Annotated in this window: 24 protein-coding genes and 1 pseudogene; 12 read left to right on the forward strand and 13 right to left on the reverse strand. The window is 67.0% G+C overall.

The window, feature by feature from the left end:
* Positions 1-174 precede the first annotated feature (174 nt).
* On the reverse strand, positions 175-1332 hold the full coding sequence (locus LPA45_RS24305) for an acyl-CoA dehydrogenase family protein (RefSeq protein WP_116318729.1): 1158 nt from the start codon (positions 1330-1332) through the stop codon (positions 175-177).
* Between the two features lie 236 nt (positions 1333-1568).
* Here LPA45_RS24305 and LPA45_RS24310 point away from each other — a divergent pair, with 236 nt between their 5' ends.
* Positions 1569-1817 carry a hypothetical protein gene (locus LPA45_RS24310; protein WP_116318730.1) on the forward strand — a complete coding sequence of 83 codons (249 nt, stop codon included), beginning with the start codon at positions 1569-1571 and terminating at the stop codon, positions 1815-1817.
* Between the two features lie 15 nt (positions 1818-1832).
* Here LPA45_RS24310 and LPA45_RS24315 read toward each other — a convergent pair whose 3' ends face one another.
* From LPA45_RS24315 to LPA45_RS24325, 3 genes are all read right to left on the reverse strand, one after another.
* Positions 1833-2693: a LysR family transcriptional regulator gene (locus tag LPA45_RS24315; RefSeq protein WP_317921895.1), complete on the reverse strand. Its 861-nt coding sequence runs from the start codon at positions 2691-2693 to the stop codon at positions 1833-1835.
* A gap of 88 nt (positions 2694-2781) precedes the next feature.
* Entirely contained in the window at positions 2782-3144 is a 363-nt protein-coding gene (locus tag LPA45_RS24320) for a hypothetical protein (protein ID WP_317921897.1), read from the reverse strand.
* 211 nt (positions 3145-3355) lie between these two features.
* Positions 3356-4891, reverse strand: coding sequence for an SLC13 family permease (locus LPA45_RS24325; RefSeq protein ID WP_317921898.1), 1536 nt, complete (start codon positions 4889-4891; stop codon positions 3356-3358).
* A 171-nt stretch (positions 4892-5062) separates the two neighbouring features.
* On the opposite strand from LPA45_RS24325, the gene LPA45_RS24330 reads away from it, so the two are divergent.
* On the forward strand, positions 5063-5920 hold the full coding sequence (locus LPA45_RS24330; protein ID WP_116318733.1) for a helix-turn-helix domain-containing protein: 858 nt from the start codon (positions 5063-5065) through the stop codon (positions 5918-5920).
* Between the two features lie 61 nt (positions 5921-5981).
* Here LPA45_RS24330 and LPA45_RS24335 read toward each other — a convergent pair whose 3' ends face one another.
* The 4 genes from LPA45_RS24335 to acnB form a co-directional block, all read right to left on the reverse strand.
* Entirely contained in the window at positions 5982-6806 is an 825-nt protein-coding gene (locus LPA45_RS24335) for a class I SAM-dependent methyltransferase (protein ID WP_116318734.1), read from the reverse strand.
* A gap of 311 nt (positions 6807-7117) precedes the next feature.
* Entirely contained in the window at positions 7118-8461 is a 1344-nt protein-coding gene (locus LPA45_RS24340) for a sorbosone dehydrogenase family protein (protein WP_116318735.1), read from the reverse strand.
* A gap of 132 nt (positions 8462-8593) precedes the next feature.
* Positions 8594-9298: a glutathione S-transferase N-terminal domain-containing protein gene (locus LPA45_RS24345; RefSeq protein WP_116318736.1), complete on the reverse strand. Its 705-nt coding sequence runs from the start codon at positions 9296-9298 to the stop codon at positions 8594-8596.
* 196 nt (positions 9299-9494) lie between these two features.
* Positions 9495-12086 (reverse strand): bifunctional aconitate hydratase 2/2-methylisocitrate dehydratase, encoded by a 2592-nt coding sequence (acnB, locus tag LPA45_RS24350; protein ID WP_116318737.1) that lies wholly within the window; start codon positions 12084-12086, stop codon positions 9495-9497.
* Positions 12087-12543: 457 nt separating this feature from the next.
* Between acnB and fliL the strand changes: the two genes are divergently transcribed.
* The 8 genes from fliL (at position 12544) to nadC (ending at position 18155) form a co-directional block, all read left to right on the forward strand.
* Complete coding sequence (gene fliL, locus LPA45_RS24355; RefSeq protein ID WP_116318738.1) at positions 12544-13038, forward strand: flagellar basal body-associated protein FliL; 495 nt, start codon at positions 12544-12546, stop codon at positions 13036-13038.
* Positions 13039-13212: 174 nt separating this feature from the next.
* Positions 13213-14232: a flagellar motor switch protein FliM gene (fliM, locus tag LPA45_RS24360; protein ID WP_317921906.1), complete on the forward strand. Its 1020-nt coding sequence runs from the start codon at positions 13213-13215 to the stop codon at positions 14230-14232.
* Positions 14225-14659, forward strand: coding sequence for a flagellar motor switch protein FliN (gene fliN / locus LPA45_RS24365; protein ID WP_063239558.1), 435 nt, complete (start codon positions 14225-14227; stop codon positions 14657-14659). The genes fliM and fliN overlap by 8 nt, the downstream gene beginning before the upstream one ends.
* On the forward strand, positions 14656-15162 hold the full coding sequence (fliO, locus tag LPA45_RS24370; protein WP_116318740.1) for a flagellar biosynthetic protein FliO: 507 nt from the start codon (positions 14656-14658) through the stop codon (positions 15160-15162). The genes fliN and fliO overlap by 4 nt, the downstream gene beginning before the upstream one ends.
* Entirely contained in the window at positions 15159-15977 is an 819-nt protein-coding gene (gene fliP / locus LPA45_RS24375; protein WP_317921911.1) for a flagellar type III secretion system pore protein FliP, read from the forward strand. The genes fliO and fliP overlap by 4 nt, the downstream gene beginning before the upstream one ends.
* 44 nt (positions 15978-16021) lie before the next feature.
* Entirely contained in the window at positions 16022-16291 is a 270-nt protein-coding gene (gene fliQ, locus LPA45_RS24380) for a flagellar biosynthesis protein FliQ (RefSeq protein ID WP_029047088.1), read from the forward strand.
* A gap of 34 nt (positions 16292-16325) precedes the next feature.
* Entirely contained in the window at positions 16326-17111 is a 786-nt protein-coding gene (fliR, locus tag LPA45_RS24385; RefSeq protein ID WP_116318742.1) for a flagellar biosynthetic protein FliR, read from the forward strand.
* Between the two features lie 210 nt (positions 17112-17321).
* Positions 17322-18155 (forward strand): carboxylating nicotinate-nucleotide diphosphorylase, encoded by an 834-nt coding sequence (gene nadC / locus LPA45_RS24390; RefSeq protein ID WP_029047086.1) that lies wholly within the window; start codon positions 17322-17324, stop codon positions 18153-18155.
* A gap of 121 nt (positions 18156-18276) precedes the next feature.
* Here nadC and LPA45_RS24395 read toward each other — a convergent pair whose 3' ends face one another.
* Positions 18277-18822: a MarR family winged helix-turn-helix transcriptional regulator gene (locus LPA45_RS24395; RefSeq protein ID WP_116318743.1), complete on the reverse strand. Its 546-nt coding sequence runs from the start codon at positions 18820-18822 to the stop codon at positions 18277-18279.
* A 352-nt stretch (positions 18823-19174) separates the two neighbouring features.
* Here LPA45_RS24395 and phnN point away from each other — a divergent pair, with 352 nt between their 5' ends.
* Complete coding sequence (phnN, locus tag LPA45_RS24400; protein ID WP_116318744.1) at positions 19175-20980, forward strand: phosphonate metabolism protein/1,5-bisphosphokinase (PRPP-forming) PhnN; 1806 nt, start codon at positions 19175-19177, stop codon at positions 20978-20980.
* Between the two features lie 43 nt (positions 20981-21023).
* Complete coding sequence (locus tag LPA45_RS24405; RefSeq protein ID WP_116318745.1) at positions 21024-22016, forward strand: tripartite tricarboxylate transporter substrate binding protein; 993 nt, start codon at positions 21024-21026, stop codon at positions 22014-22016.
* 199 nt (positions 22017-22215) lie between these two features.
* On the opposite strand, the gene LPA45_RS24410 is transcribed toward LPA45_RS24405, so the two are convergent.
* From LPA45_RS24410 to dmpG, 4 genes and pseudogenes are all read right to left on the reverse strand, one after another.
* On the reverse strand, positions 22216-23445 hold the full coding sequence (locus LPA45_RS24410) for an RtcB family protein (protein WP_116318746.1): 1230 nt from the start codon (positions 23443-23445) through the stop codon (positions 22216-22218).
* 82 nt (positions 23446-23527) lie between these two features.
* Positions 23528-24502 carry a threo-3-hydroxy-L-aspartate ammonia-lyase gene (locus LPA45_RS24415; RefSeq protein ID WP_317921912.1) on the reverse strand — a complete coding sequence of 325 codons (975 nt, stop codon included), beginning with the start codon at positions 24500-24502 and terminating at the stop codon, positions 23528-23530.
* 213 nt (positions 24503-24715) lie between these two features.
* Positions 24716-25252 (reverse strand): annotated as a pseudogene (locus LPA45_RS24420) (methyl-accepting chemotaxis protein); the annotation flags it as partial.
* 137 nt (positions 25253-25389) lie between these two features.
* On the reverse strand, positions 25390-26433 hold the full coding sequence (gene dmpG, locus LPA45_RS24425; RefSeq protein WP_116318944.1) for a 4-hydroxy-2-oxovalerate aldolase: 1044 nt from the start codon (positions 26431-26433) through the stop codon (positions 25390-25392).
* Positions 26434-26468 lie beyond the last annotated feature (35 nt).

Below are 26468 nucleotides of genomic sequence, written 5' to 3' on the forward strand. Positions count from 1 at the left end.
CAAACCGAATCGCATTACAAACGGCTTTCATATCCCTGACAAAAGCCTTTAACTGCGTGAAAACCCCAAGTTCCGCGGCGTGGCGGCGAAGAAAAACGGCAAACGGCCCGGAAGCGGCCGACGCGTGGGTCGGCTGCTTCCGGGCCGCTATTCGGCCTTCGCCCTGCGGGGTGCCTATGCCTTGACGCGATCGTCCAGCCCGAGGCTGCGTCCGATGATCTCTTTCATGATTTCGCTGCTGCCGGCGTAGATGCGCGAGATCCGGGCATCTGAATACATCCGGCAGATGCGGTACTCCTCCATATAGCCGGCGCCGCCGTGCAGCTGCACGCCCTCGTCCACCACGCGGCCCTGCAGCTCGGAAGTCAGGAGCTTGGCCGACGCCGCCGTCTCCACCGTCAGCGTGCCCGCGTTGTGCTGCAGCACGCACTGGTCGACGAAGGTCTGGATGGCGTCGAGCTGGGCGCGCAGCTCGGCCAGCTTGAAGCGCGAGTTCTGGAAGGTGCCGATCGGCCGGCCGAAGGCCTTGCGCTCCTTGACGTAGTCCAGCGTCAGGTCGAACGCCACCTGCGCGGACGCCATGTAGCCGCAGGCGCCGATCAGCCGTTCCTCGGCCAGGTGCCGGGTCAGGTAGCGGAAGGCCTGGCCCGGTTCGCCGAGCACATTGGCCTTGGGCACCTTGACGTTGTCGAAGAACAACTCGGAGGTGTCCTGCGAATGCAGCCCCATCTTGCGCAGCTTGCGGCCGCGCTCGAAGCCCGGCATGCCGCGCTCGACGATAAACAGGGTCAGGCCGTGGCTGCGCTCGGGATCGGTGCGCGCCACCACCACCACGTAGTCGGCCAGCTGGCCGTTGGAGATATAGGTCTTGGCGCCGTTCAGCACCCAGTGGTCGCCGCGGTCCTCGGCGCGCGTGCGGATGCCGGCCAGGTCGGAACCGGTCTGCGGCTCGGTCATGGCGATGGCGAAGATGGCCTCGCCGCGCGCCGCGGCCGGCAGCAGGCGCAGGCGCTGCTCTTCATTGCCGATGCGGCCGACATACGGCGCCACCAGGCGCGAATGCAGCGTGCCGAAGAAGCCGGAGTCGCCATGGCGCGCGTTTTCCTCGATCAGGATCTGCTCATAGCGGAAATCATCGACGCCGGCGCCGCCGTATTTCTCGTCGGCCCACATCAGCAGGTAGCCCTGCTCGCCGGCCTTGCGGAACACCTCGCGGTCGACGCAGCCCTGCTCGCGCCAGCGCTCGCCGTGCGGCCCGACCTCGCGCTGGTAGAAGCGGCGGGCGGATTCGCGGAAGGCGTCGTGTTCGGCTTCGAAGATCAGGCGTTGCATGGCTGGAGTCCCCTTTCGGTGTGGTGTGCGGATCGGTTGAGTGTCTGCCGTGCCGCGTGCCTCAGGTTCGTCGGAAAAGATGATTTTTCTACAAGCCGTGTGCATGCCGGTTTTGCCGGCATAAGCGATTCAATGCAAATATATTGATATGAACCGACGATAACTTTCATTTACCCGCGGGCATGCTTTGTGCCAATACTGGAAGCACAGACACCTATTCGATGGAGCGGGAAACCATGGAAGCCGTCCTCTGGATTGCGCTGGCGCTGGCGCTGGTGGCGCTGGGAGGCACCGTCACCTGGCTGATCGGCACGCGGGTACCGGAACCGGTATTCGAGCGCGCACAGCGGCATGGCCGTTTCGCCGGCCTGGAACCGAGGCCGCCACGCCGGCCGCGCGGCGGCAAGCGCGTGCGGCAATACCGGCTGGTGCCTGCCGCGGGATGGCCGGTCCTGGCGGCACAGGCCGTACCGGTGCGCGCCTGATGCAAGTGGCGCCTGCTACAGCGGCACGTCCCAGCGCTGCGACCAGTCAGATTCTTCGCGCACGATATCGCGCAGGATGCGGACAGCCTCCTGCGTCGTGCCGGCTGGCTTCCTGGCGCACACCAGGAACACCGGATACGAGAATTCCGATTCGCTGTCGACGCGCGTCAGCACGCCGCTGTCCAGGTAGCTCTGCACGACCCGCGTGCGGAAATAGCCGCTGCCCCCGAACTGCAGGATGTACTGCAACGCCAGCGGCCCCAGGTTGAAGTACAGCGACGCGCGCGCATGCTGGGGCAGCACGCTGTCATGCTGGCGCCGGAATTCCGGGCCCCAGTCGACGTAGACATAGGGGCCGTCGCGCTGGGTCGAGCGGATCAGGATCAGCTTTTCTTCCATCAGCGCCTCGACATGCATGCCGGGCGCGTACTCCGGCTGGTAGACCAGCGCCGCGTCGAGCGTGCCCGACTGCAGCTTGTACTGCAGTGCCTCGCCCTCCCCCACTTCAGCACGCACCGCCAGCGCCGCCATCTGCTGGCGCATGCGCGTGGCCCAAAGCAGCACCAGCGGATTGCCCAGGCTGATCTCCGCGCCAAAGCGGAACAGGCTTTCCAGCCCCGCCGGCAGCGGCAACTCGCGGCACGCCGCCTCCCAGGTCTGCACCAGCTGGCTGGCATAGCCCAGGAAACGCTGGCCATCGGCGGTCAGGCGCGCGCCGGCCTTGTTGCGCTCGAACAGCCGGCAGTTCAGCTGCGACTCCAGGCTCTTGATCCGGGCCGTTACCGCGGTTTGCGTGACGTGCAGCTTGTCAGCGGCCGCCAGCAGGCTGCCGGTACGCACGACTTGCAGGAAGGTGCGGGCGAGTTCGATGTCCATGGTCGGGGCTGCAATGGCCGGTGTGACGCATTGTAGGCAGATCCCAACCGAGAATCGCAAATCCCTCACTGACTCCCTCGGACCCCGCTCAACGGACCGGCGGCTTTGCCGCGACCGGTCGCACCGCCGCGCCGGCATCTCCCGCAGCCGGCCCACGCACGTCGCGCGGCTGCCGCAGCGGCGCGATGCCTTCCGGTTCCTGCCATGCCACGCCATTGTCATAGCCGGTGGACACGGCCTCGAGGTAGCCGGGGGCGAATTTCTGTTCGGGGATAACAGCCACTGCCGCGCGAGCGACCGGCTGCGGGGCCTCGGCCTGTGCGCAGGCGACGCTGTTCAGGCACAGCCCCAGTACGCGCAGCAGCACGACAGCGCGGCGTGTACGGTGAACCAGTTTCTTTTGCGGGCGCGACGCGGCCTGCCCGCGTTGGCAGGGGGATTGGGGATTCATCGGAGTTCTCCGGGAAGCCATTGCTGGCGGGTGGGACAACGAGCATCGGCGCCGCGCTCGCTGTCTGATCCGCAATGACCGTGCCACCACCACCACGTCGCCTGCAGCGCGGCGTGACGCACTTTCCCGGGTCAATCCGAAGGTAACTCGTTGGCGAAAGACCGACGGTCAGCCAAAAGCTGTCGGCATCCGTCCAACACCACCCGCTGGCTCAGGGCAGGTACCCGAGCAGCCGCCACCACAGGTAATCCAGCGGCAGCAACACCAGCACCGTGATGGCCGCCAGCGCCAGGCAGAGCCGCGTGCCATGGCGCAGCCCGACCCCGCCCAGCTGCATTGCGATCACGATCGGCGGCGACTGGTACGGGAAGAACACCGTGGAGAACACCGGCACCTGCAGCATCAGCACCGTTTCCAGCGGCAAGCCGGTGGCGCTGGCAAACTCCCGCGCCAGGGGAGACAACACGGCCGGCAGGCTCGGCAGCGTGGTCATCAGTCCCATGCTGGCGCCCACGGCCCCGAGCGCGCTAACGTTCACCATCGTGTTCCCCGGCGTCAGCTGCAGCCAGTGCAGCAGCGCGTGGCTGACGGCAGTGCCCAGTCCGGTGGACTCCACCACCGCGCCAAGCCCGAGGAAGCCCGCCACATAGAGCAACGGCACCAGGTGGACCTGCTCGGCCAGCGCTTTGGACGAGACCAGGCCCACGCCCGGCAGCAGGCATACGATGCCCGCGGCCAGCGCGATCCACGCCGGCGAGATGCCATGCAGCGCATCGGTGGCAAACCCCACCACGGCGATCGCCAGGATGACCGCCAGCAGCCGCTCCTGCCGGCCCATTGGCGCGCGCACTGCCGCAGGCGCCGCCACAAGCGGCGCGTCGTGCGGGAACAGCCGGCACACCAGCCAGACCAGCACCACGGTCTTGAGCAGGCCCAGCACCGGGAAGTGCAGCAGCAGGTAACTGCCGTAGCTGAGGTTGATGCCGTACAGCGAACTGGCCGCACCCAGCAGCACGCTGTTGGGAATATTGGCCGGCAGGATGGTGGTCGGCGGCATATAGCTGGCCGCGGCCACCGTCAGCACAAGGCCGATGCGGCCGTTGGAGCCCGGAGCCAGGCCCACACGGTCCGCCAGCGCCAGCACGATCGGGATCAGCAGCAGCACGCGGCCGGTGGTGGACGGCATCAGGAACGCCAGGCCTACGGCGCTGACCGCCACCAGCGCGACCAGTTGCGGATAGCCGTGCATCCGGCGCTGGAAGATAACATCGGCCAGCCGCAGCGCCAGCCCGCTGTTGCGCAGCGCCACGCCGGTGACCGCGCCGCCGAACATCAGCCACCATGCGGGCGAGGCGAAACCGCTGAACACCACCTTGGGCGGCGCGATATGGAACACCACCGCGCACAGGAAGAACAGCAGCGTGGCGGTGGGCTCGGGCAAGGCGCCGAGCGCCCAGCAGCACACGGTGGACAGCACCAGCGCCGCGGCCCAGACCAGCGCCGGCGGCGCATCGATGGCGTGGCCGGCACTCAACACCAGCGCGATGCACGCGCCGATGGCGAAGGCGGCCCTGGCAGACTGCTGCAGGCCGGTATCGGGCGTGGCGGGCGTGGTGGGCGTGGCGGACGTGGCGGACGTGGCGAGCGTGGTAGGCGTGGTGGGCGGCACCGTGCCGGCGGTGGCCGGCGCGGCACCCGGGCCGCCCAGGCCGAAACGCGCCGCGGCGCGGCGTACGAATGGAGGCATGGAGAAACGTCTCGTCAATGGCGCCGGTCCCATGCCGCGCGCGATTGCGGCGGGCCGGTGCCTGTTCGGCAACTGGCCGGTCCCGTTCCCGGTCGCGGCCACTCGATGTCAGCATCGTAGGCCGGCCCCGATTGGCGGAGTTACACTAATCGGGCAATTTTTTACGATTCCATGCCACGCGAAGTCGCCCCCACTCCTGGCTCGCTTGCCTCACTTGACGCGCCTGCCGCCCCGGCCCGCCGCCGCCCGGTCTACTCGCCGGTGCCGCGCGCACGCCCCAGCGCCGCCGACCCGGTGATCGCTCACCTGCGGCGTCCGCCGCCCAATGCGGTGATCCACCCGCACCGCCATCCGTGGGGCCAGCTGTCGTTTCCGATCAGCGGCAGCCTGCGCATCACCGCCGGCGGCATCACATGGCTGGTGCCGGCGATGCGCGCAGTCTGGATCCCGCCCGACGTGGAGCACAACGTGGTGGTGCTGGGCACGGTGCGCTTCTACGCCTGCTACATCGCGCCGCAGGCCTGCGCGCTGTCGGCCGATTCGTGCGCGGTGCTGGAGGTGTCGCCACTATTGCGCGAGCTGATGGAAGCCCTGGCCCACGACGACACGCTCGGCGAGCGCCGCCGTCAGCTGTGCGCCAGCCTGCTGGTGGAGGAACTGGCCGCCGCGCCTACGCTGTCATTGGGGCTGGCGCTGCCTTCAGACCGGCGGCTGCAGGCGCTGTGCCACGCGCTGATGGAAGATCCCGGATCCAGCCTGACGCTGTCCGAATGGGCGGCGCGCACCGGCGCCAGCGAGCGGACGCTGGCGCGGCTGTTCGAAAGCGAGCTGAAGACCAGCTTCGGCAGCTGGCGCCAGCAGTTGCGCCTGGCCCACGCGATCGACCTGATGAGCCGCGGCCGGCCGCTGGCGCATGTGGCCGCGGAAACCGGCTACGCCCACGCAGGCGCGTTCTCGACCATGTTCCGACGCGCACTTGGGCAAACCCCGCGCGACTTCATGGCGCGCCGGCGCCGCGTGCTGGCTTGAGGTGACGGTCGGCGGCGCGCGACGCAGGCTCGGGGCGACGCAGGCTCGGGGCGACGCAGGCTCAGGGCTTTACCGCGGCGGCCAGCACTGCCGGCATCGGCACCTCGAAGCCGCTGCCGCGCATATAGCCGGCCACCGTCCCGCGCAGCACGGCCCGGATCTCGTCGCGCGCCCGCGGGGTCTGCGCGCGCAGCGTGGCGGCGGCACGCACGGTGCCCTGCGCCAGCGCATCGAAGAGCTGGTCCGGCGTGGAAAAGCGCCACACCTGCGGCACGTTCCGGCACGAGGGCGCAACGAAGCCGGCCTGCTGCAAGGCACTGCGGCACTGGTTGGGATCGCTGAAAAGAAAGAAATTGGGCCCCGCCGGCAAGTCGACCTCCATCGAGCCATAGGCGCGGATAGCGGCATAGACTGCGCCGAAGCCCACCGCCCGCTCGGGGGCATCCCACACCGTAAAGGCAATGCGCCCGCCGGGGCGCAGCACGCGGAAGGCCTCGCGCAGCGCGGCATCGGGATCGGACAGGTGGCACATGCCGAATCCATTCACCACCGCATCGAAGCTGGCATCGCCGTAGGGCAGCGCCTGCGCGTCGGCCTGCTGGTAGTCGATGTCGGGATAGAGCTTGCGCGCCAGCTCCACCTGCGCCAGCGAGAAATCGATGCCGATGGCCTCGGCGCCGCGCCGCGCCGCGGCCGCGGCAATATGGCCCGAGCCGCTGGCGACATCGAGCACACGCAGCCCGCTGCCGGCGCGCGCCTCGTCCAGCAGCGCCTCGATCGATTGCCGGGTCACGTGCGACAGGTGCTCCTGGTAGCGGCTGACGACTTCGGGATCCTCCCAGCCAGCCAGCTCAAAGGCGCGAAACGAATCTCCGGTGTGATCCATGCCCCCCTCCCAGGCGTCGGTGTCCAGGCTGCGGTTTGTGCGGGGACGAAGCAGGCACGATTGATGCGCCGCGCCCCCATCCAAGCGAAGTATAGTCAGCGCGGCGCCGTCGCAATGGTCTGGCAATGGCCGCGCGATCTCCTCGCAACCTCCGCGCAACCTCCTCGCACCCTCCGCGCAATGTGCCGCGCTCAGGCAAAACGCAGCGTGGCCACGCCGGCGGCGATCAGGCAGGCGGCACCCAGCCGGGCCGGGCCTACCCGCTCCTTGAGGCGGCGCTGGCCGGGCCGGCACCGGCACCGGCACAGCCGCTATTTCGTCCCGCTCACGCGCCAGATGACATTGCCGACGTCGTCCGCCACCAGCAGCCCGCCGCGCTTGTCGATCGCCACGCCCACGGGCCGGCCGCGTGCATTGCCCTCGCCGTCGACAAAGCCGGTCAGCACGTCGAAGGGCGCGCCATTCGGCCGGCCGTTGCTGAACGGCACGAAGATGACCTTGTATCCCGCCAGCGGCCGCCGGTTCCACGAGCCATGCTGGCCCACGAACATGCCATCCTGGAAGCGCGCCGGCAGGCTGTTGCCGGTGGCCGCCGCGAGCCCCAGCGCCGCGGTATGCGCGCCGACCGCGTAGTCGGGCGCGATCGCCCTGGCCACCAGTTCCGGCGCCGGCGGCTTGACGCGCTCATCGACATGCTGGCCGTAGTAGCTGTACGGCCAGCCATAGAAGCCGCCATCGCGCACCGAGGTGATGTAGTCCGGCACCAGGTCGCTGCCGATCTCGTCGCGCTCGTTGACCGCGGTCCACAGCACGCCCGTGACCGGCTCCCACGCCATGCCGTTGGGATTGCGCAGGCCGCTGGCAAAGATGCGGTGCGTGCCGTTCCTGGGGTCAACCTCCCAGATCGCGGCGCGGCCCACTTCCTTGTCCATGCCATGCTCGGCCACGTTGCTGTTCGAGCCCACCGTCACGTAGAGCTTGCTGCCGTCGCGGCTGGCGATGATGTTCTTGGTCCAGTGGTGGTTGAGCGGCCCGCCGGGCAGGTCCGCCACCTTCTGTGGCGCCGCGGCGATCTGGGTCTGGCCGGCCTGGTACGGGAAGCGCAGCACGGCGTCGGTGGCCGCCACGTAGAAGTCGTTGCCGACCAGCACCATGCCGAACGGCGAGTTGATGTCCTTCAGGAACACCGAGCGCTGGTCGGCGACGCCGTCGCCGTTGCTGTCGCGCAGCAGCGTGATGCGGTTGGCGCTGGGCGTGCCGGCGCCGGCGCGCTTCATCATCTTCTTCATGATCCAGCCCTTGATACCCTTGCCGTCGTCGGGCTTGGGCGGGGCATTGCTCTCAGCCACCAGCACGTCGCCGTTGGGCAGCACGTAGACCCAGCGCGGGTGATCGAGCTTGTCGGCGAAGGCGGTCACCGCCATGCCCTCGGCCGGCACCGGGCGCTGGCCCTCGGACCAGCCAATGGCGGGTGCGATCTTGACGGTGGGGATGGAGGTCTTGTTCGGCGGCGGCAGCTGCGGCGTCGGGCCGAATCCGGCCTCCGAAGGCAGCTTCGCCGATTCGCTGCAGGCGCAAAGCGCCGCTGCAGCGCCCACCAGCAGCGCTGCGCCGCACAGGCGGAAAGAAGACGGGAAGGGCTTGGGCAGCGGCATGGTCCGGACTCCTCGGGCAATGCAGGATGTGCCCGCTTCTCGACTATAGGAGCGGGCTGCCGGCCCCTCTGTAGGCGCCCGGGAAGGCCCGGCGTAGGACATTGCCCACGCCCGCCCGCCATGCGCCGGCGCTCAGCCCCGATGCGGCGTATCCAGCCCCTTCACCACCGCCGGACGCTGCACGAACGCGTCCAGCACGCGCCGCACGTTGGCGAAGTCCTTGAAGCCGACCAGGTCGCCCGCCTCGTAAAAGCCGACCAGGTTGCGCACCCATGGGAAAGTCGCGATGTCGGCAATGGTGTACTCATCGCCCATGATCCATGTGCGGCCCGCCAGGCGCTGCTCGAGCACGTTCAGCAGGCGCCGGCTCTCCGCCACGTAGCGGTCGCGCGGGCGCTTGTCTTCATAGGCCTTGCCGGCAAACTTGTGGAAGAAGCCGACCTGTCCGAACATCGGCCCGATACCGCCCATCTGGAACATCAGCCACTGGATGGTCTCGTAGCGCCGTGCCGGGTCCGCCGGGATCAGCTTGCCCGACTTGTCGGCCAGGTACAGCAGGATCGCGCCCGATTCGAACAGCGCCAGTGGCTTGCCGCCCGGGCCGCTGGGGTCGAGGAGCGCGGGGATCTTGTTGTTCGGGTTGAGCGACAGGAATTCCGGCGAGAGCTGGTCGTCGGTGTCAAAGCGCACCAGGTGCGGCTCATACGGCAAGCCGCTCTCTTCCAGCATGATCGATGCCTTGACGCCGTTCGGCGTTGGCAGCGAATAGAGCTGGATGCGGTCGGGATGCTGCGCCGGCCATTTGCGGGTGATGGGGAAAGCGGACAGATCGGACACGTGGGCTCCGGTGGCGCGGTGCCCGGCGCGTGGCGGGCATCGGATAGCTGAAACCACGGATGATAGCCCGCCGATGCAAACCATGCCGGGGGCCGCAGGCCAATATGCAAAACCCCGCATCTCTTGCGAGATGCGGGGTTTCGTCTTGCCGTGTGGGGCGCCGTTGTGCGGCGCCCTTGCCAGCTCAGTGCGAAGCTCAGACCGTCACGCCGTCCGCCACTTGCTTGAAGTCCTCGATCTGGTCGAAGTTCATGTACTTGTAAATCTTGTCGCCGTTGGCGTTGAGCACGCCCATGTCGGCCATGTACTCGTCCTTGGTCGGGATACGGCCCAGACGCGAGCAGATCGCCGCCAGTTCGGCGGAACCCAGGTACACGTTGGTGTTCTTGCCCAGGCGGTTCGGGAAGTTGCGGGTCGAGGTCGACATCACGGTCGCGCCTTCGCGCACCTGTGCCTGGTTGCCCATGCACAGCGAGCAGCCCGGCATTTCGGTGCGGGCACCGGCGGTGCCGAACACGCCGTAGTGGCCTTCCTCGGTCAGCTGCTTCTGGTCCATCTTGGTCGGCGGGGCCACCCACAGCTTGACCGGGATGTCGCGCTTGCCTTCCAGCAGCTTGGAGGCTGCGCGGAAGTGGCCGATGTTGGTCATGCACGAACCGATGAAGACTTCGTCGATCTTGGCGCCGGCCACATCCGTCAGGGTCTTCACGTCGTCCGGGTCGTTCGGGCAGGCCACGATCGGCTCATGCACGTCGGCCAGGTCGATCTCGATCACGGCGGCGTACTCGGCGTCGGCGTCCGGCTCCAGCAGCTTCGGATCGGCCAGCCAGCCCTGCATCGCCTGGATGCGGCGCTGCAGGCTGCGCGGGTCTTGATACCCCTGGGCGATCATCCACTTCAGCAGCGTGATGTTGCTGTTGATGTATTCGATGATCGGGTCCTTGTTCAGGCGCACCGTGCAACCGGCAGCCGAACGTTCTGCCGAAGCGTCCGACAGTTCAAACGCTTGCTCGACCTTCAGGTCGGGCAGGCCTTCGATTTCCAGGATACGGCCCGAGAAGATGTTCTTCTTGCCTTGCTTGGCCACGGTCAGCAGGCCTTGCTTGATGGCATACAGCGGAATGGCGTTGACCAGGTCGCGCAGGGTCACGCCCGGCTGCATCTGGCCCTTGAAGCGGACCAGCACCGATTCCGGCATGTCCAGCGGCATCACGCCGGTGGCAGCGGCAAAGGCCACCAGGCCCGAGCCTGCGGGGAAGCTGATGCCGATCGGGAAGCGGGTGTGCGAGTCGCCGCCGGTGCCGACGGTGTCGGGCAGCAGCATGCGGTTCAGCCACGAGTGGATCACGCCGTCGCCCGGGCGCAGCGAGATGCCGCCGCGGGTGCTGATGAACTCAGGCAGGGTGTGGTGGGTCTTGACGTCGACCGGCTTCGGGTAGGCGGCGGTGTGGCAGAACGACTGCATCACCAGGTCGGCCGAGAAGCCCAGGCAGGCCAGGTCCTTCAGCTCGTCGCGGGTCATCGGGCCGGTGGTGTCCTGCGAGCCCACCGAGGTCATCTTCGGTTCGCAGTAGGTGTTCGGGCGGATGCCCTTGCCTTCCGGCAGGCCGCAGGCGCGGCCAACCATCTTCTGGGCCAGCGTGAAGCCCTTGCCGGTGTCGGCCGGGTTCTGCGGCAGGCGGAACAGCGTCGACGGGGCCAGGCCCAGCGCTTCACGCGCCTTGGCGGTCAGGCCACGGCCGACGATCAGCGGAATGCGGCCGCCGGCGCGGACTTCGTCAAACAGCACATCGGACTTGACCTTGAACTCGGCGATCACGGCGCCGTTCTTCAGGGCCTTGCCTTCGTACGGGCGCAGTTCGACCACGTCGCCCATTTCCATCTGGGACACGTCCAGCTCGATCGGCAGCGCGCCGGCGTCTTCCATGGTGTTGTAGAAGATCGGGGCAATCTTGTTGCCCAGGCACACGCCGCCGAAGCGCTTGTTCGGGATGAACGGGATGTCTTCGCCGGTGAACCACAGCACCGAGTTGGTGGCCGACTTGCGGCTGGAGCCGGTACCGACCACGTCGCCCACGTAGGCAACCAGGTGGCCCTTGTCCTTCAGCGATTCAATGAACTTGATCGGGCCGCGCTTGCCGTCTTCTTCCGGCTGGAACGCCGCGCCTTCGCGCTTGTTCTTCAGCATGGCCAGCGCGTGCATCGGGATGTCCGGGCGGGTGGTGGCGTCCGGGGCCGGCGACAGGTCGTCGGTGTTGGTTTCGCCCGGCACCTTGAACACGGTGATGGTCAGGCTTTGCGGCACTTCCGGGCGGCTGGTGAACCACTCGGCGTCGGCCCAGCTTTGCAGCACGGCCTTGGCATTGGCGTTGCCCTTGTCCGCCTTTTCCTTCACGTCGTGGAAGGCGTCGAACATCAGCAGGGTCTTCTTCAGCGCGTCGGCGGCGACGGCGCCGACTTCGGCGTCGTCCAGCAGCTCGATCAGCGGCGAGATGTTGTAGCCGCCCAGCATGGTGCCGAGCAGTTCGGTGGCCTTGGCGCGGGAAATCAGCGCGCACTTTTCCTTGCCCAGGGCGACGGCGGCCAGGTACGAGGCCTTGACCTTGGCGGCGTCGTCCACGCCGGCGGGAACGCGGTTGGTGATCAGCTCAACCAGGTTCTGCTCTTCGCCTGCGGGCGGATTCTTCAGCAGTTCAATCAGCTCGGCCGTCTGCTTGGCGGTCAGGGGCAGAGGAGGGATACCAAGCGCGGCGCGCTCGGCCACATGTGCGCGATAGTTTTCAAGCATGGGAACCTGCTGAGTAATTAGGTTTTGAAAAACTTCCTTTGACGTCGCGATTGTAGTACGTCGGGGGGCATCGGTCAAATGTCTTATATCTTATATAAGAGTTGGTTTTGGAAAAACGTTAAGAATCAATGCTGTCCTGAATAGAAGACTTGATGGGCTTGCATAGGGACTACCTGAGTAGAGCAGTAGGGAATGATTGCTTCTTGCCTATGTGCCTTCGGCTTGGCAGCCGCCAGGCAAAAAATCACAGATCCCCCAATAACCCCAATACCTCAAGTTCCCGCCCCACCACTCGTTAACCCCCCTGCAGGCGCGCACCACAAAGCGCCCGCTAGCGTAGCCATGCCTGCCCCCTTTCCGCTCAAACGGCCAAGCTGAAAGGGTTTCCCCCTTTTTTTCGGCCCTTTGCTGGCCTGCGATTCCGGAAGAATGGCAGGCATTCCGACACAGGCTTCTCATGGCGAACACGGCTTCCCCTTCCCGGACTGGCAGCAACACAGGCAAGCGCGGTCGGCTGCTGCTGATCGGCGGCGGCGTGCTTGTCCTGGCACTGGGTGCCGGAGGCTTCGTGCTGGGCAGCGTGCTGAGCAACCGCCAGCCCGCGGCTGCCGCCGCGCCGGCAACCCCGGTCATTCCGCCGCCGATCTTCGTGCCGCTGGATGCGTTCACCGTCAACCTGAAGAGCGAGGACGGCGACCGCTTCCTGCATACCGGCCTGTCGCTGAAGGTGGCGGATGCCGAGACGCAGGCGCGCCTGGCGCAGTACCTGCCCGAGGCACGCAGCCGCATCCTGCTGCTGCTGTCGGCACGCCAGCCCGCGGATCTGGCCACGGTCGAAGGCAAGCGCAAGCTGGCCGACGACATCCGCACCACCATCGCCCAGCCCTTCGCCACCGGACTGCCCGGCCAGCGCGTGCTGGATGTGTTGTTCACCTCTTTCGTGGTGCAGTAAGCGCCCGCTTGCGCCCTGCCCCGCAACCGATATGAAACTGTCCGCCGCCACCCAGCCAGACCCCGCCACCGCATGCCGCCGGGCACGGTGATGCGCGCCTGGGCACGCCGCAACGGTTTCATCCATAACGCCGCATAAAAGCCGCATAAAGCCGCACAAGGGGCAGGACACCAGATGGCCTACGACAAGTTCCTCTCGCAAGACGAGGTCGACGAGCTGCTCAAGGGCGTATCCGGCGAGGCCGATACGCCCAAGGCCAGCGAGCCGGCGCTGGATGACAGCGGGGTTCGCCCGTACAACCTGGCGACGCAGGAACGCATCATCCGCGGCCGCCTGCACACGCTGGAAATCATCAACGAGCGCTTCGCGCGGTCGCTGCGCTCGGCGCTGTTCAATTTCATCCGCCGCGGCGCGGATATTTCTGTCGGCACCGTCAGGATCGAGAAGTTCGGCGATTTCGCCCGCAACCTGCCGATGCCGACCAACCTGAACCTGGTCCACCTGAAGCCGCTGCGCGGCACGGCGCTGTTCGTCTACGACCCGAACCTGGTGTTCCTGGTGGTGGACAACCTGTTCGGCGGCGACGGCCGCTTCCACACCCGCGTGGAAGGACGCGACTTCACCCAGACCGAGCAGCGCATCATCCAGCGCATGCTGGAACTGACGCTGGCCAGCTATGGCAGCGCCTGGCGCACCGTGCATCCGATCGAGACCGAGTACATCCGCTCGGAGATGCACACCAAGTTTGCCAATGTCGCCACGCAGAACGAAGCCGTGGTGACCACCGCCTTCCATATCGAACTGGGCGCCGTCGGCGGACAGCTCCACGTGTGCCTGCCGTACGCGATGATCGAGCCGCTCAAGGACCTGCTGATGAATCCGCTGCAGGACGAGAAGGAAGTCGACAAGGGCTGGGTCAACCAGCTGTCAAAGCAGCTGCGTGCGGCCGAAGTGGAACTGGTCGCCGAGTTCGCGCACCTGCAGAGCACGGTGGCCGAAGTGCTGGCGCTGCGCGCCGGCGACGTGCTGCCGATCGAGCTGCCGGAGAAGATCTTCGGCAAGGTGGACGGCGTGCCCGTGATGCAGTGCGGCTTCGGCACCATGAATGGCCAGTACGCGCTGCGGGTAGAACGAATGATCAATCACCAGGACGGCCAATCCCACCTGGACACCGAGGACACCGATTATGAGTGACGGCTTCGAGGACAAGCCGGTCGATCCGATGGACGACTGGGCCAGCGCGCTGGCGGAGCAGACCAGCGCCACAGCTGCCGAGATCCCGGCCGCGGCGCCCGCGGCCACGCCGGCCGCCGCCACCGTCTTCCAGCCGCTGGCCAAGGAAGCGACCAGCGGCTTCCACAACGATATCGAGATGATCCTCGATATCCCGGTGCAGCTGACGGTCGAGCTGGGCCGCACCAAGGTGCCCATCAAGAACCTGCTGCAGCTGGCGCAGGGCTCGGTGGTCGAACTGGACGGGCTGGCCGGCGAGCCGATGGACGTGCTGGTCAACGGCTACCTGATCGCGCAGGGCGAGGTGGTGGTGGTGAACGACAAATTCGGCATCCGCCTGACGGACATCATTACGCCGTCCGAACGCATCCGCAAGCTGAACAAATGACCGTCCGGAAGTACCCCACGCGCGGTGCTGGCCGCCTTTGGGCGGCTGGCGCCAGTCTCGCCGCGCTAACCCCGACACTGACCCCGGCGCTGGCACTGGCCGCCGACGACAAGCCGGCACCGGCCATCAGCGGCGCGGGCAGCCTGGCGCAGGCCGGGCTGGGGCTGTTTGCCGTGATCGCGCTGATCCTCGGCATGGCCTGGCTGGCGCGGCGTGCCGGGCTGGTGCGCCATGCCACCGGCGGGGTGATGAAGGTAGTCGGCAGCACCATGCTGGGCGCGCGCCAGCGGCTGGTGCTGGTGGAAGTCGGCGATACCTGGCTGGTGCTGGGCGTCAGCCCCGGCGAAATCCGCCCGCTGCACAGCATGCCGGCGCACACCACTGGCAGTACCTCCGCCGACCCGCTGACCCCGGCACACGCCACCGGCATGCCGCAACCGCCGACCGGCGGCACCTTCGCCGAGAAGCTGCTGCGTTCGCTGCAATCCCAGTTCAAGTCATGAATTCCCTGCGTGCCGCATGGCGGCGCCGTTTTCGGCCCCGCCTTGCCGTGGCCGCGCGCTGCCGCCCGTTGTCGATTGCCCTGGTCCTGACCCTTGCCGCCGCCGTGCTGGCATTGGCGCCCGCGCCCGCCTGGGCGCAGCAGCTGCCCGGCGTTATCAGCAAGCCCGTCCCGGGCGGCGGCCAGATCTGGTCGCTGCCGATCCAGACGCTGGTGCTGCTGACCTCGCTGTCATTCCTGCCTGCGGCGATGCTGATGATGACCGGATTCACCCGCATCATCATCGTGCTGGGCCTGCTGCGCAACGCTCTCGGCACGGCCACCTCGCCGCCCAACCAGGTGCTGGTGGGACTGTCGCTGTTCCTGACCTTCTTCGTGATGGGGCCGGTGTTCGACCGCGTCTACAACGACGCCTACAAGCCGCTGTCGGAAAACAAGATCAGCCTGGAAACGGCCGCCGCCAGGGCCGCCGAGCCGCTCAAGGCCTTCATGCTGCGCCAGACCCGCGAAAAGGACCTGGCCATGTTCGCGCAGATGGCCAAGGCGCCGGAAATGCAGGGCCCGGAAGAAGTGCCGCTGAGCATCCTGGTGCCCGCCTTCGTCACCAGCGAGCTGAAGACCGCGTTCCAGATCGGCTTCACCATCTTTATCCCGTTCCTGATCATCGACCTGGTGGTCGCCAGCGTGCTGATGGCGATGGGCATGATGATGGTGCCGCCGGCCACCATCTCGTTGCCGTTCAAGCTGATGCTGTTCGTGCTGGTGGACGGCTGGCAGCTGCTGCTGGGATCGCTGGCGCAGAGCTTCATGAACTGAGGCCCTGGCCTCGCCCTCCGCATTCCTTCCGCAGGACCCGAGCCATGACACCGGAAACCGTAATGACCATCGCCACCCAGGCGATGAAGATGACCCTGCTGCTGGCCGCGCCGCTGCTGCTGGTGGCGCTGGCGGCCGGCCTGGTGGTGAGCCTGTTCCAGGCCGCGACGCAGATCAACGAGATGACGCTGACCTTCATCCCCAAGCTGATCGCGCTGTTTGCCACCATGGTGCTGGCCGGCCCGTGGATGATCAATACCATGGTCGACTACATGCGCGAGGTGTTCCAGAGCATCCCCGCGCTGGCGCACTGACGCCTCCCTCCTTTCGCCCTGCTGACAGACTGCCGTGGTCGAATTCACCTCAGCCCAGCTCTACGGCTGGCTCGCGGCATTCCTGTGGCCCTTCTTCCGCATCCTGGCGCTGATCGGCACCGCGCCGCTGTTCGGTGAATCGACCATCCCGCGCCGCGCCAAGATCGCGCTGTCGGCGATGATCGCGATGGTGGTGTCGCCCACCATCGCGCAGCTGCCGGCGGTGCCGGTGTACTCCTTCGAGGGCCTGCTGATCATCCTCAACGAGGTCGGCATCGGCCTGGCCACCGGCTTTGTCATGCGCCTGGTCTTTGCCACGGTGCAGCAGGCGGGCGAAATCATCGGCCTGCAGATGGGCCTGTCGTTCGCCTCCTTCTTCGATCGCTCCGCCGGCGGGCAGACCATGGTGCTGTCGCGCTTTCTCAATATCATCGCGGTGCTGCTGTTCCTGGCGCTGGACGGCCACCTGATGATGCTGGGCGCTCTGGTCGACAGCTTCAACGGACTGCCTGTTGGTGGCACGCCGCTGTCGGCGGGCGGCGCGATGGCAGTGGCGCGCGCCGGCGGCATGGTGTTCGCATCGGGCCTGCTGCTGGCGCTGCCGATGATCGCGGCGCTGCTGACGCTGAACCTGGCCATGGGCATCCTGAACCGCGCCTCGCCCCAGTTGTCGATCTTCGCGGTGGGCTTCCCGGTCACGCTGTCGGGCGGCTTCCTGGTGCTGATGCTGGTGATGCCGCAGATGGGCACCTACATGCAACACATGATCGAGGCCGGGCTGGAGTCGATCGGAACGGTGCTGGCGCAGTTCGGGCGCTAGCGGTACGGCGGCACCGCGCCCTTATTGCGGATGCAACTCCACTCCTTTCGACAAGGTAACGCTGCGTCACGCTGATCTTCAACGCCTGCGCGCATTTATCTTAGATGTCGAATATTCCTTGACACGGGACGGCGAGGCGCTAGTATTACGCCATGTACTTCGATCTCTAAGATTATTGAGGTACCGCAACCACCGCTCAGGAGCCCTTACATGTACGACCTCTTTGCCACCGACAAGCTGATCGACCTCTGGCTGACCGAAGACATCGGCATCTGCGACTTGACCGTCCACACCATGATCGAGCCGGGCGAGACCGGCACCTTCTGCATGAACGCCCGCGAGCCGATGATCATTGCCGGCATCGACGTGGCGGCCCGCATCTTCGCCCGCTACGACCCCACGCTGACTGTCGATGTGCGCGTCGCGGACGGCGACAAGGTCGGCAAAGGCGCGGTGCTGCTCAACGTGAGCGGCAATGCACGCAGCGTGCTGACCGCCGAGCGCACCGCGCTGAACATCATGCAGCGGTTGTGCGGCATCGCCAACCACACGGCCACCTATGCCCAGGCCATTGCGCATACCAAGGCGCGCCTGATCGACAGCCGCAAGACCACGCCCGGACTGCGCGCGCTGGAAAAACATGCCGTGACCTGCGGCGGTGGCCTGAACCACCGGCTGAGCCTGGACAACGGCGTGATGATCAAGGACAACCACATCGCCGTGTGCGGCAGCATCGCCGCCGCGGTGGAACGCGTGCGCCGCAAGCTGCCGGTGCTGACCAAGCTGGAAGTGGAATGCGACCGGCTGGAGCAGGTGCACGAGGCACTGGCAGCCGGAGTCGACGTGATCATGCTGGACAACATGTCGGTGCCTGACATGAAGGAAGCCGTGCAGATCGTCAATGGCCGGACCAAGGTCGAGGCGTCGGGCGGCATCCGCCTGGAGACGATCCGGCCGGTGGCGGAAACGGGCGTGGACTACATCTCCACGAGCAAGATTACCCAGTCTGCTCCGGCGGTCGATATCGGGCTCGACGAAGCCTGAGGCCTGCCAGGCCAGCCTTTCCATATAGGTCTATAGCGATCCATAGCGATTCACGCCTTCTACCCGAGGCATTCACCCTCGCCGGTCTCACCCGGCGAGGGCCTTTTCGTTTGCGGACCCGCTACAGGTCCGAGAGCAGCCGCCCCACCTCCTGCGTGGACGGAACCCGCCGGCCATGCTCGGCAGAGGCGACCTCGTCGGCGACCAGCCGCTTGGCGATCGTGATCAGCACGCGGCGCGTGGTCAGCACATCTGCTTCGCTCAGCCCTTCCACGCTGAGTTCATTCACTTCGGTCGCCAGCGGCTCGAGCTTGCGGCGCAGCGCACGCCCGGTCTTGCTGAGGAACACATGCACCTTCTTCTTGTTGCCGGGAAGATGCGTGCGCTCGACATAGCCCAGCGCTTCCAGCGCCTTGACTGCCGCAAACGTGGTCGGCTCGGTCACGCCGGCCCGCTCGCTCAGCTCGCGCTGCGACAGGCCGTCATGGCGCCACAGGATGCGCAGGATGGTCCAGTGGCCGTACGACACCGAATGTTCCGCCAGCCGCAGCTGCAGCGCGCGGATATAGGCGCGCGCGGCGTCCTTTACCAGGTGGGCAAGCCGCTCTTCATCGGCTTCATCCGGTGGCGTGATGTTGACCGGAGCATCCGGCTTCTTTGTGGCCATAGTCGTGACGGTAAGTGAAACGTATGCATGCAGCACCAGGCGAACAGTGCCGGCGACAGCGCACATGATAGCGCCTCCGGCGTGCACGCGGCGACGCCGCACGCCCGCGCCATTTCCGCCAATGTAGCGTTCACTCCATCAGTGCACGATGCGCGCAACCGATGCATGAAGCACCGCGAGCGCGCACGCCGCTTACCCGTGTTTTCCCCTACGAGAACGCGAATCCCGCGTACACACTGGATTTGCGGCAATTGGCCCGTTGCTTGCATTACCTTAGACATCGAACTTATCTTGACACCCCCTTTGCCGGTGCTAGCATTGCCACATAACTTCGACATCTAAGGTATTTGTCATGGACACGACCGGCACATTCTTCTTTGTTGTAGGACCCAGCGGCGCGGGCAAGGATTCGCTGATGGACGGTGCGCGTGCAGCGCTCGATGACAACTATGTATTTGCGCGGCGCGTCATCACCCGCCCCGATGGCGCGGTCGGCGAAGCGCACGAGGGTGTCTCGGAGATCGAGTTCGCACGGCGCCAGCGCAGCGGCGAGTTCCTGGTCACCTGGGATGCGCACGACCTGCGCTACGGATTGCCCCAGTCCCTGATGGCTGAGCTGGAACGCGGGCGCAACGTCGTCGCCAACGGCTCGCGCGCCGTCATCGCGGAACTCGCCGGACGATTGCCGCGCTTCGTGGTGGTCCTGGTGACGGCGCCGCATGAGGTGCTGGCCCGGCGCATTGCCGCGCGCGGCCGTGAATCGGGCGACCAGGTTGCACGGCGCGTGGCGCGGACCGGCGCAGAGGTGCCGCCAGATGTCCCATGCATCACGGTGTCGAATGACAGCACGCTCGACGTGGGCATGGCACGCTTTGTGGAAGCGCTGCGGCATGGCACCCGGGCAGGCGGCAACGGGTCTGCGGCCAGCCGCACCAACCTGATGGCGAAGCTGCGCGGCGAGTCGCTCGACGAAGCTGCCTACATTGCCATCCTGCAGGACGCCATTGCCGGACGGTACACCGAGGCGGAACTGACCGAGTTCCTGGTTGCCGCCACGCGTACGCTGACAGACGACGAAGTCGTGGCACTGGCACGCGCGCGCACGGCATTTACGCCCCGCATCGACTGGGACGAGCCGGTCGTCGTCGACAAGCATTCCATCGGTGGCGTGCCCGGCAGCCGCATCACGCTGATCGTGGTGCCGATTGTCGCGGCGTACGGGCTGGCCATGCCCAAGACATCGTCGCGTGCCATCACCTCCGCCGCCGGCACGGCCGACGCCATGGAGACCGTCGCGCGCGTCGACCTGGCGCACGAGGACGTGCGCCGCTGCGTGGGCCAGGCGCGTGCCTGCATCGCGTGGAACGGCCGCCTGAACCATTCCGTGGTCGACGATGTGATGAACGCGATCACGCGGCCGCTGCGCCTGGATTCCCGCCGCTGGTCCGTAGCATCGATCCTGTCAAAAAAATACACCGCCGGCGCCACCCACGTCATCGTCGACCTGCCTTATGGCCCGCAAACCAAGCTGGCGACCCGCGCCGACGCCGAGACGCTGGGCGCCATGTTCGAGCACGTCGGCAAGGGACTCGGCCTGCACGTGCGCGCGCTGGTCACGGACGGCAGCCGCCCGATCGGCCGCGGCATCGGGCCCGCGCTGGAAGTGCGCGACGTCCGGCTGGTGCTCGGCAACGACCCGCAGGCGCCAGCGGACCTGCGGGAGAAAGCACTGCGCTTTGCCGGAGAAATCATCGCTTTCGATCCGCGCGTGGGTTCGCCCGACCAAGGCATGCGAATTGCAACCGCCCTGCTGAACGAAGGCAAGGCAAGAGAAGCGTTCGATCGCATTGCCGCCGCGCAGGGCGTTCGCCCGGACCCCGTGGCGCCGGGAGCGCATACGCACGTGGTGTGCGCCGCCATGCAGGGCCGCGTGGGGGCCATTGACGGACTGCAGATCTCCGGCGTCGCGCGCGCCGCGGGGGCCCCGCGCGACGCCGGTGCCGGCATCGACCTGCTGTGCACGATCGGTGCAAAGGTGGCGCAAGGGCAACCCCTTTACCGCATCCATGCGGGCTGCGATGCAGCACTTGAGGCGGCCGCGGCACTGACACGCGTCGGCGGCGAGTGCGGCGAGGCAGTGCGTATAGATCCCGATTGACCGGTTCCCCCCCTTCCTTCACCCTAACCGACGAGGCAAATCAATGAGACCCCTATCCGTCGTCAGCAGCCTGGCATCGCTGCTCTTTGTCGCAGGCAGCCTGGCAGCCATGCCAGGCCGCGCCGAGGCGAACATCGCAAGTACCTTCCCGCAGAAGCCCATCCGCATGGTGGTGACGTTCCCGGCCGGAGGAGGGACCGATTCGCTGGCGCGGCTGATCGGAACCGACATCAGCAAATCGCTGGGGCAGCCGGTGGTGGTCGACAACCGCCCCGGCGCCAGCGGCAATATCGGTGCCGAGTTCGTCGCCAAGAGCCCGGCCGACGGCTACACGCTGCTGATCGTCAACAGCAGCTTTGCCATCAACCCGAGTGTCTTCAAGAAGCTGCAGTTCAATCCAAAGTCCGATTTCAGCGCGGTCATCACCTTCGCTTCGGTGCCCTCGGTGATCGCCGTGCCCTCGCATTCGAAGATCCGCAACTTCAGCGACCTGCTGGCGGCGGGCAAGAGCGGCACGCCTCCCAGCTACGCGTCATGCGGCAATGGCACGCCGCAACACCTGGCTGGCGAACTGCTGAAGGTCTCGGCGAAGATGGACATGCTCCATGTGCCGTACAAGGGTTGCGCCCCCGCCATCGCGGACGTGCTGGGCAACCAGGCCGATGTCAGCGTCAATACGCTGACCAACACCATCCCCTACCTGAAGAGCAACAAGCTGCGCGCGCTGGCCGTGACGTCGAAGGCGCGCTCGCAGTTCCTGCCGGACGTGCCGACCGTGAGCGAGCTGGGCGTGGCCGGTTATGACGTCGACCAGTGGTTCGGCATCCTCGCGCCGGCAAACACGCCGCCCGAGATCGTGCAGAAGCTCAACGCGGAAATCGCCAGGGCCGTCGCCAAGCCCGAGATCAAGGCTTCGCTGACGCAGCTCGGCTTTGCCACGACCACCAGCACCCCCGCAGAATTCCAGAAGCTGGTGGCCTCCGACATCGATCGCTGGCAGAAATTCGCGACGAAGATCAATCTGCTCGTCGACTGACCGCCCGCGGCGCCGGCCGGGCTACAGCAGCCAGATCCCCTCACCTTCCCGCATTTCATCGTTGCCGCACGGGCGCAAGCCAGCCCCCGTGAGAGCGCGTTCGTCCCTATGTCCTCAATCTGCCGGGCAGGCGTTGGCCGCGTGCGGCTGTCAGGAAAACCGGCCGCGATAGCGGCCGGCCCACCAAAATCACCTGCACTTATCCCTTCACGCACACCACTTGCCGCAGCGTATGCACGACCTCGACCAGGTCCGACTGCGCCGCCATCACCGCGTCGATGTCCTTGTACGCCATCGGGATCTCGTCGATCACCGCCGCGTCCTTGCGGCATTCCACCCCTTCGGTCGCGTGCTTCTGGTCGGCCACGGTGAAGCGGCGCTTGGCTTCGGTGCGGCTCATGGTGCGGCCCGCGCCGTGGCTGCAGGAGCAGAACGATTCCGGATTGCCCTTGCCGCGCACGATGAAGGAGCGCGCGCCCATCGAACCCGGGATGATGCCCAGCTCGCCGGCGCGCGCGCTGACCGCGCCCTTGCGTGTCACCAGCACTTCCTTGCCGAAGTGATGTTCTTTCTGCACATAGTTATGGTGGCAGTTGACCGCTTCCAGCCGCGCCTGGAACGGCTTGCGCAGCACGCGCTGCGCCGCCGCGAGCACCGCCTCCATCATCAGCTCGCGGTTGCGGCGCGCGAACGCCTGCGCCCACGACACCGCGAAGACATAGTCCGCATAGTGCTGCGAGCCTTCGACGAGGTAGGCCAAATCGCGGTCGGGCAGGTTGGCTTGGTGGCGGCGCATGTCCTGCTGCGCCAGCGTGATGAAGGTGGTGCCGATGGCATTGCCCACGCCGCGCGAGCCGGAGTGCAGCATGAACCAGACCGCTTGCGACTCGTCCAGGCAGACCTCGATAAAGTGGTTGCCGGTGCCAAGCGTGCCCAGGTGGTTGCGGTGGTTGGTGCGCGCCAGTTGCGGGTATTTCTCGGTGATACGCCGGAAGTCGTCGGCCATGCCCGCCCAGGCGGCGTCGACGTGCGACGGCACCGAACCCCAGGCGCCTTCGTCGCGGCGCCGGCCCTGCGCGGTGCGGCCATGCGGCACCGCGTGCTCGATCGCGCTGCGCAGCGGGCCGAGGTTATCGGGCAGGTCGGAGGCGGTCAGCGAGGTCTTTACCGCCATCATGCCGCAGCCGATATCCACGCCCACCGCGGCCGGGATCACCGCGCCCACGGTCGGGATCACCGAGCCGATGGTCGATCCCTTGCCGAGGTGCACGTCCGGCATCACCGCCATGTGGCGGAAGATAAACGGCATCTGCGCAGTATTGACAAGCTGCTGGCGCGCGGCGTCTTCCACCGGGACGCCGCGGGTCCACATCTTTACCGGCTTGCCGGCGCCGGTCTCGAGAACGTCATAGTGCTGCCTGGCCGTCATGGTCTGTCCTGCGTTGCCATTGCGTTGCAGGTTAGACGGCCGGGTGCCGGGCGGATTCCGGAGAACGCAAGGCAGTCGCGGCTCAGCCTGCCTTCCCCTGCAAAAAGCCGGCAAAACTGCCCAGGTCGACATTGCCGCCGGAGACGATGATGCCCACGCGCTTGCCCTTCACATCGAGCTTGCCGTGCAGCACCGCGGCCGCTGCCAGGCATCCGGTCGGCTCGACCACGATCTTCATGCGCCCGGCGAAGAACTTCATGGTTTCGACCAGTTCTGCGTCCGAAACAGTCACGATATCGGTGACCCGTTCGCGAATCACGGCAAAGGTGTACTGGCCGAGAAACGGGGTCTGGGCGCCGTCGGCTATGGTGCGCGGCGTGTCGATGCGGACGATCTCGCCGCTGCGCAGGCTGCGCTGGCCGTCGTTGCCGGCTTCGGGCTCGACGCCGTAGACCGCGCAGCCGGGCGACATGGCGTGCGCCGCCACGGCACAGCCCGACAGCAGCCCGCCACCGCCCAGGCACACCGCCAGCATGTCGAGCGGGCCGGTTTCCTCCAGCAGTTCCTTGGCCGCGGTGCCCTGCCCGGCCATCACGTGCGGATGGTCGTACGGCGGGATCAGCGTCATGCCGCGCTCGGCGGCGATGCGCTGGCCCAGCGCCTCGCGGTCCTCGGTGTAGCGGTCGTACAGCACCACCTCGGCGCCATAGCCGCGCGTGGCCTCGATCTTGATCGCGGGCGCGTCCTGCGGCATCACGATCACCGCCTGCACGCCCAGCAGCCGTGCGGACAGCGCAATCGCCTGCGCGTGGTTGCCGGAGGAAAACGCCAGCACCCCGCCGGCCTTCTGCTGCGGCGTGAACTGGGCGATGGCGTTATAGGCGCCGCGGAACTTGAAGGCACCGATGCGCTGGAAATTCTCGCACTTGAAGAACAGCTGCGCGCCGGTGGCCGCGTCCGCGGTCGTGGAAGTCAGCACCGGCGTGCGGTGGGCTGCGGCACGGATGCGGTCGTGGGCGGCGACGATGTCTTCGAAGGAGATCGGCAGGTTCGGCATGGCGATGGCGGAGAAAGGGAAGCGGGACAGGCAAGTCTACCTGCCCCGCGCGCCCAATGCACCCGCCGGTTTGCTCCCCGCTCCCGCCTGCGGAAGAGCGGCCGGGGGAGAAGGCATGGCCGTGGCATACCGCAACCGTGACTTCGTTGCCACGCCGGCCCTCTCCCTAACCCTCTCCCCAACCCTCTCCCGGAGGGAGGGAGCACGGTATCGCTACGCCGTCGCCAACGCCCCTCGCGCACGGTGCACCGCAGTTGCCGCACCCGACGCCACACGCCCTGCCCCCTCGCCCGGCAGCCGGAAGAACGCCACCACCTCGTTCAGCTCGCGCCCCTGCTCTTCCAGCGCGCGCCCCTGCTCTTCCAGCGCGCGCGATGCCATGGCGGCCTCGTGGATGATGCCGGTGATCTCGGCAATCTTGGCCGAACTGGTGCTGATGTCCTGCATGGTGCCGACCACGCGCTGCACCGTGATGCTGCCGCGCTGCGCCACGTCGGCGGCGCTGCCCGCCAGCTCGCTGGCCTGGCGCGCGTTGTCGGTATTCTGGCGCACGGTCTCGGTCAGCTCTTCCATGCTGGCCGCGGTCTGTTCCAGCGACGCGGCCTGCTCCTCTGTGCGGCTGCTCAGGTCGGCATTGCCGGTGGCGATCTCGCTGGTCGACAGCGCGATATTGGCGCTGCTGGCGCGCACCTGCGTAACGGTGGCGGGCAGGCGCTCGTTCATGACGCGCAGCGCCGCCAGCAAGCGGCCTTCTGGCGTGCCTTGGTGAAATCCGTGTAGGCGGCGGGAAGTCGAACTGATCCCTACTAGAGTACGGACACAGCGCGATAAGGATGCCCCATGCCTGGCCTCGATGTGCGCCTGTTTCCACAACTGCACGCCATCACTCAGGCAGACGCCACCGCTGGCTGTCCCTGCCCCTCCCGCGCCAGCAAGTCCAGCGCCACGTCGACGATCATGTCCTCCTGCCCGCCGACCATGCGGCGCTTGCCCAGCTCGACCAGGATATCGACCGTACCCAGCCCGTAGCGCGCTGCCGCCGCCTCGGCATGGCGCAGGAAGCTGGAGTAAACCCCGGCGTAGCCCAGCGCCAGCGTCTCGCGGTCGACCCGCACCGGGCGGTCCTGCAGCGGCCGCACGATGTCGTCGGCGGCATCCATCAGCGTGTACAGGTCGCAGCCGTGGTGCCAGCCCAGCCGCTCGGCGGCGGCGATGAACACTTCCAGCGGCGCATTGCCAGCGCCGGCGCCCATGCCGGCCAGGCTGGCGTCGATGCGGTCGCACCCCTCTTCCACGGCGACGATAGAGTTGGCCACGCCCAGGCTCAGGTTGTGGTGCGCGTGCATGCCAGTGGCGGTCTCGGGCCGGAGCACGTCCTTGAACGCGCGGAAGCGCTCGCGCACGTCCTGCATGCTGAGTGCGCCGCCGGAATCGACGACATAGACACACTGCGCGCCGTAGCTTTCCATCAGCCTGGCCTGCTGCGCCAGCGCCGCCGGCGAAGTCATGTGGCTCATCATCAGAAAGCCGACGGTGTCCATGCCAAGTTCGCGCGCGGACTCGATATGCTGGCGCGAAACATCGGCCTCGGTGCAATGCGTGGCCACGCGCACCACGCGCGCGCCGGCGTCATAGGCGGCGCGCAGGTCGTGCACGGTGCCAACGCCGGGCAGCAGCAGCGTCGCCACGCGCGCGTGGCGCACGGTCTCGGCCACGGCGGCGATCCATTCCAGGTCGGTGTGGGCACCAAAGCCGTAGTTGAAGCTGGAGCCCGACAGGCCATCGCCATGCGCCACTTCAATCGAATCGACCCGGGCCGCGTCGAGCGCCGCGGCGATGCGGCGCACCTGGTCCAGGCTGTACTGGTGGCGGATGGCGTGGCTGCCGTCGCGCAGCGTTACGTCGGAAATGTAGAGCTTCTTGTTGGGCATGTCGGACGGTAAGGTCATGTTGGTCTCCCTGCGGT

Origin of the sequence: Cupriavidus sp. Agwp_2 (assembly GCF_040784895.1) — a bacterium.
Lineage (GTDB): Bacteria > Pseudomonadota > Gammaproteobacteria > Burkholderiales > Burkholderiaceae > Cupriavidus.

Bases quoted from the DNA above. Each gene is read 5' to 3' on its own strand.
- nadC (WP_029047086.1), top strand. From the start codon at position 17,322: ATGTACGACCTCTTTGCCACCGACAAGCTGATCGACCTCTGGCTGACC.
- LPA45_RS24305 (WP_116318729.1), bottom strand. From the start codon at position 1,332: ATGCAACGCCTGATCTTCGAAGCCGAACACGACGCCTTCCGCGAATCC.
- acnB (WP_116318737.1), bottom strand. From the start codon at position 12,086: ATGCTTGAAAACTATCGCGCACATGTGGCCGAGCGCGCCGCGCTTGGT.
- fliQ (WP_029047088.1), top strand. From the start codon at position 16,022: ATGACACCGGAAACCGTAATGACCATCGCCACCCAGGCGATGAAGATG.
- fliO (WP_116318740.1), top strand. From the start codon at position 14,656: ATGACCGTCCGGAAGTACCCCACGCGCGGTGCTGGCCGCCTTTGGGCG.
- LPA45_RS24330 (WP_116318733.1), top strand. From the start codon at position 5,063: ATGCCACGCGAAGTCGCCCCCACTCCTGGCTCGCTTGCCTCACTTGAC.
- LPA45_RS24415 (WP_317921912.1), bottom strand. From the start codon at position 24,502: ATGCCGAACCTGCCGATCTCCTTCGAAGACATCGTCGCCGCCCACGAC.
- fliN (WP_063239558.1), top strand. From the start codon at position 14,225: ATGAGTGACGGCTTCGAGGACAAGCCGGTCGATCCGATGGACGACTGG.
- LPA45_RS24315 (WP_317921895.1), bottom strand. From the start codon at position 2,693: ATGGACATCGAACTCGCCCGCACCTTCCTGCAAGTCGTGCGTACCGGC.
- phnN (WP_116318744.1), top strand. From the start codon at position 19,175: ATGGACACGACCGGCACATTCTTCTTTGTTGTAGGACCCAGCGGCGCG.
- fliL (WP_116318738.1), top strand. From the start codon at position 12,544: ATGGCGAACACGGCTTCCCCTTCCCGGACTGGCAGCAACACAGGCAAG.
- fliP (WP_317921911.1), top strand. From the start codon at position 15,159: ATGAATTCCCTGCGTGCCGCATGGCGGCGCCGTTTTCGGCCCCGCCTT.
- LPA45_RS24310 (WP_116318730.1), top strand. From the start codon at position 1,569: ATGGAAGCCGTCCTCTGGATTGCGCTGGCGCTGGCGCTGGTGGCGCTG.
- LPA45_RS24340 (WP_116318735.1), bottom strand. From the start codon at position 8,461: ATGCCGCTGCCCAAGCCCTTCCCGTCTTCTTTCCGCCTGTGCGGCGCA.
- dmpG (WP_116318944.1), bottom strand. From the start codon at position 26,433: ATGCCCAACAAGAAGCTCTACATTTCCGACGTAACGCTGCGCGACGGC.
- LPA45_RS24395 (WP_116318743.1), bottom strand. From the start codon at position 18,822: ATGGCCACAAAGAAGCCGGATGCTCCGGTCAACATCACGCCACCGGAT.
- LPA45_RS24405 (WP_116318745.1), top strand. From the start codon at position 21,024: ATGAGACCCCTATCCGTCGTCAGCAGCCTGGCATCGCTGCTCTTTGTC.
- LPA45_RS24335 (WP_116318734.1), bottom strand. From the start codon at position 6,806: ATGGATCACACCGGAGATTCGTTTCGCGCCTTTGAGCTGGCTGGCTGG.
- LPA45_RS24325 (WP_317921898.1), bottom strand. From the start codon at position 4,891: ATGCCTCCATTCGTACGCCGCGCCGCGGCGCGTTTCGGCCTGGGCGGC.
- LPA45_RS24410 (WP_116318746.1), bottom strand. From the start codon at position 23,445: ATGACGGCCAGGCAGCACTATGACGTTCTCGAGACCGGCGCCGGCAAG.
- fliM (WP_317921906.1), top strand. From the start codon at position 13,213: ATGGCCTACGACAAGTTCCTCTCGCAAGACGAGGTCGACGAGCTGCTC.
- LPA45_RS24320 (WP_317921897.1), bottom strand. From the start codon at position 3,144: ATGAATCCCCAATCCCCCTGCCAACGCGGGCAGGCCGCGTCGCGCCCG.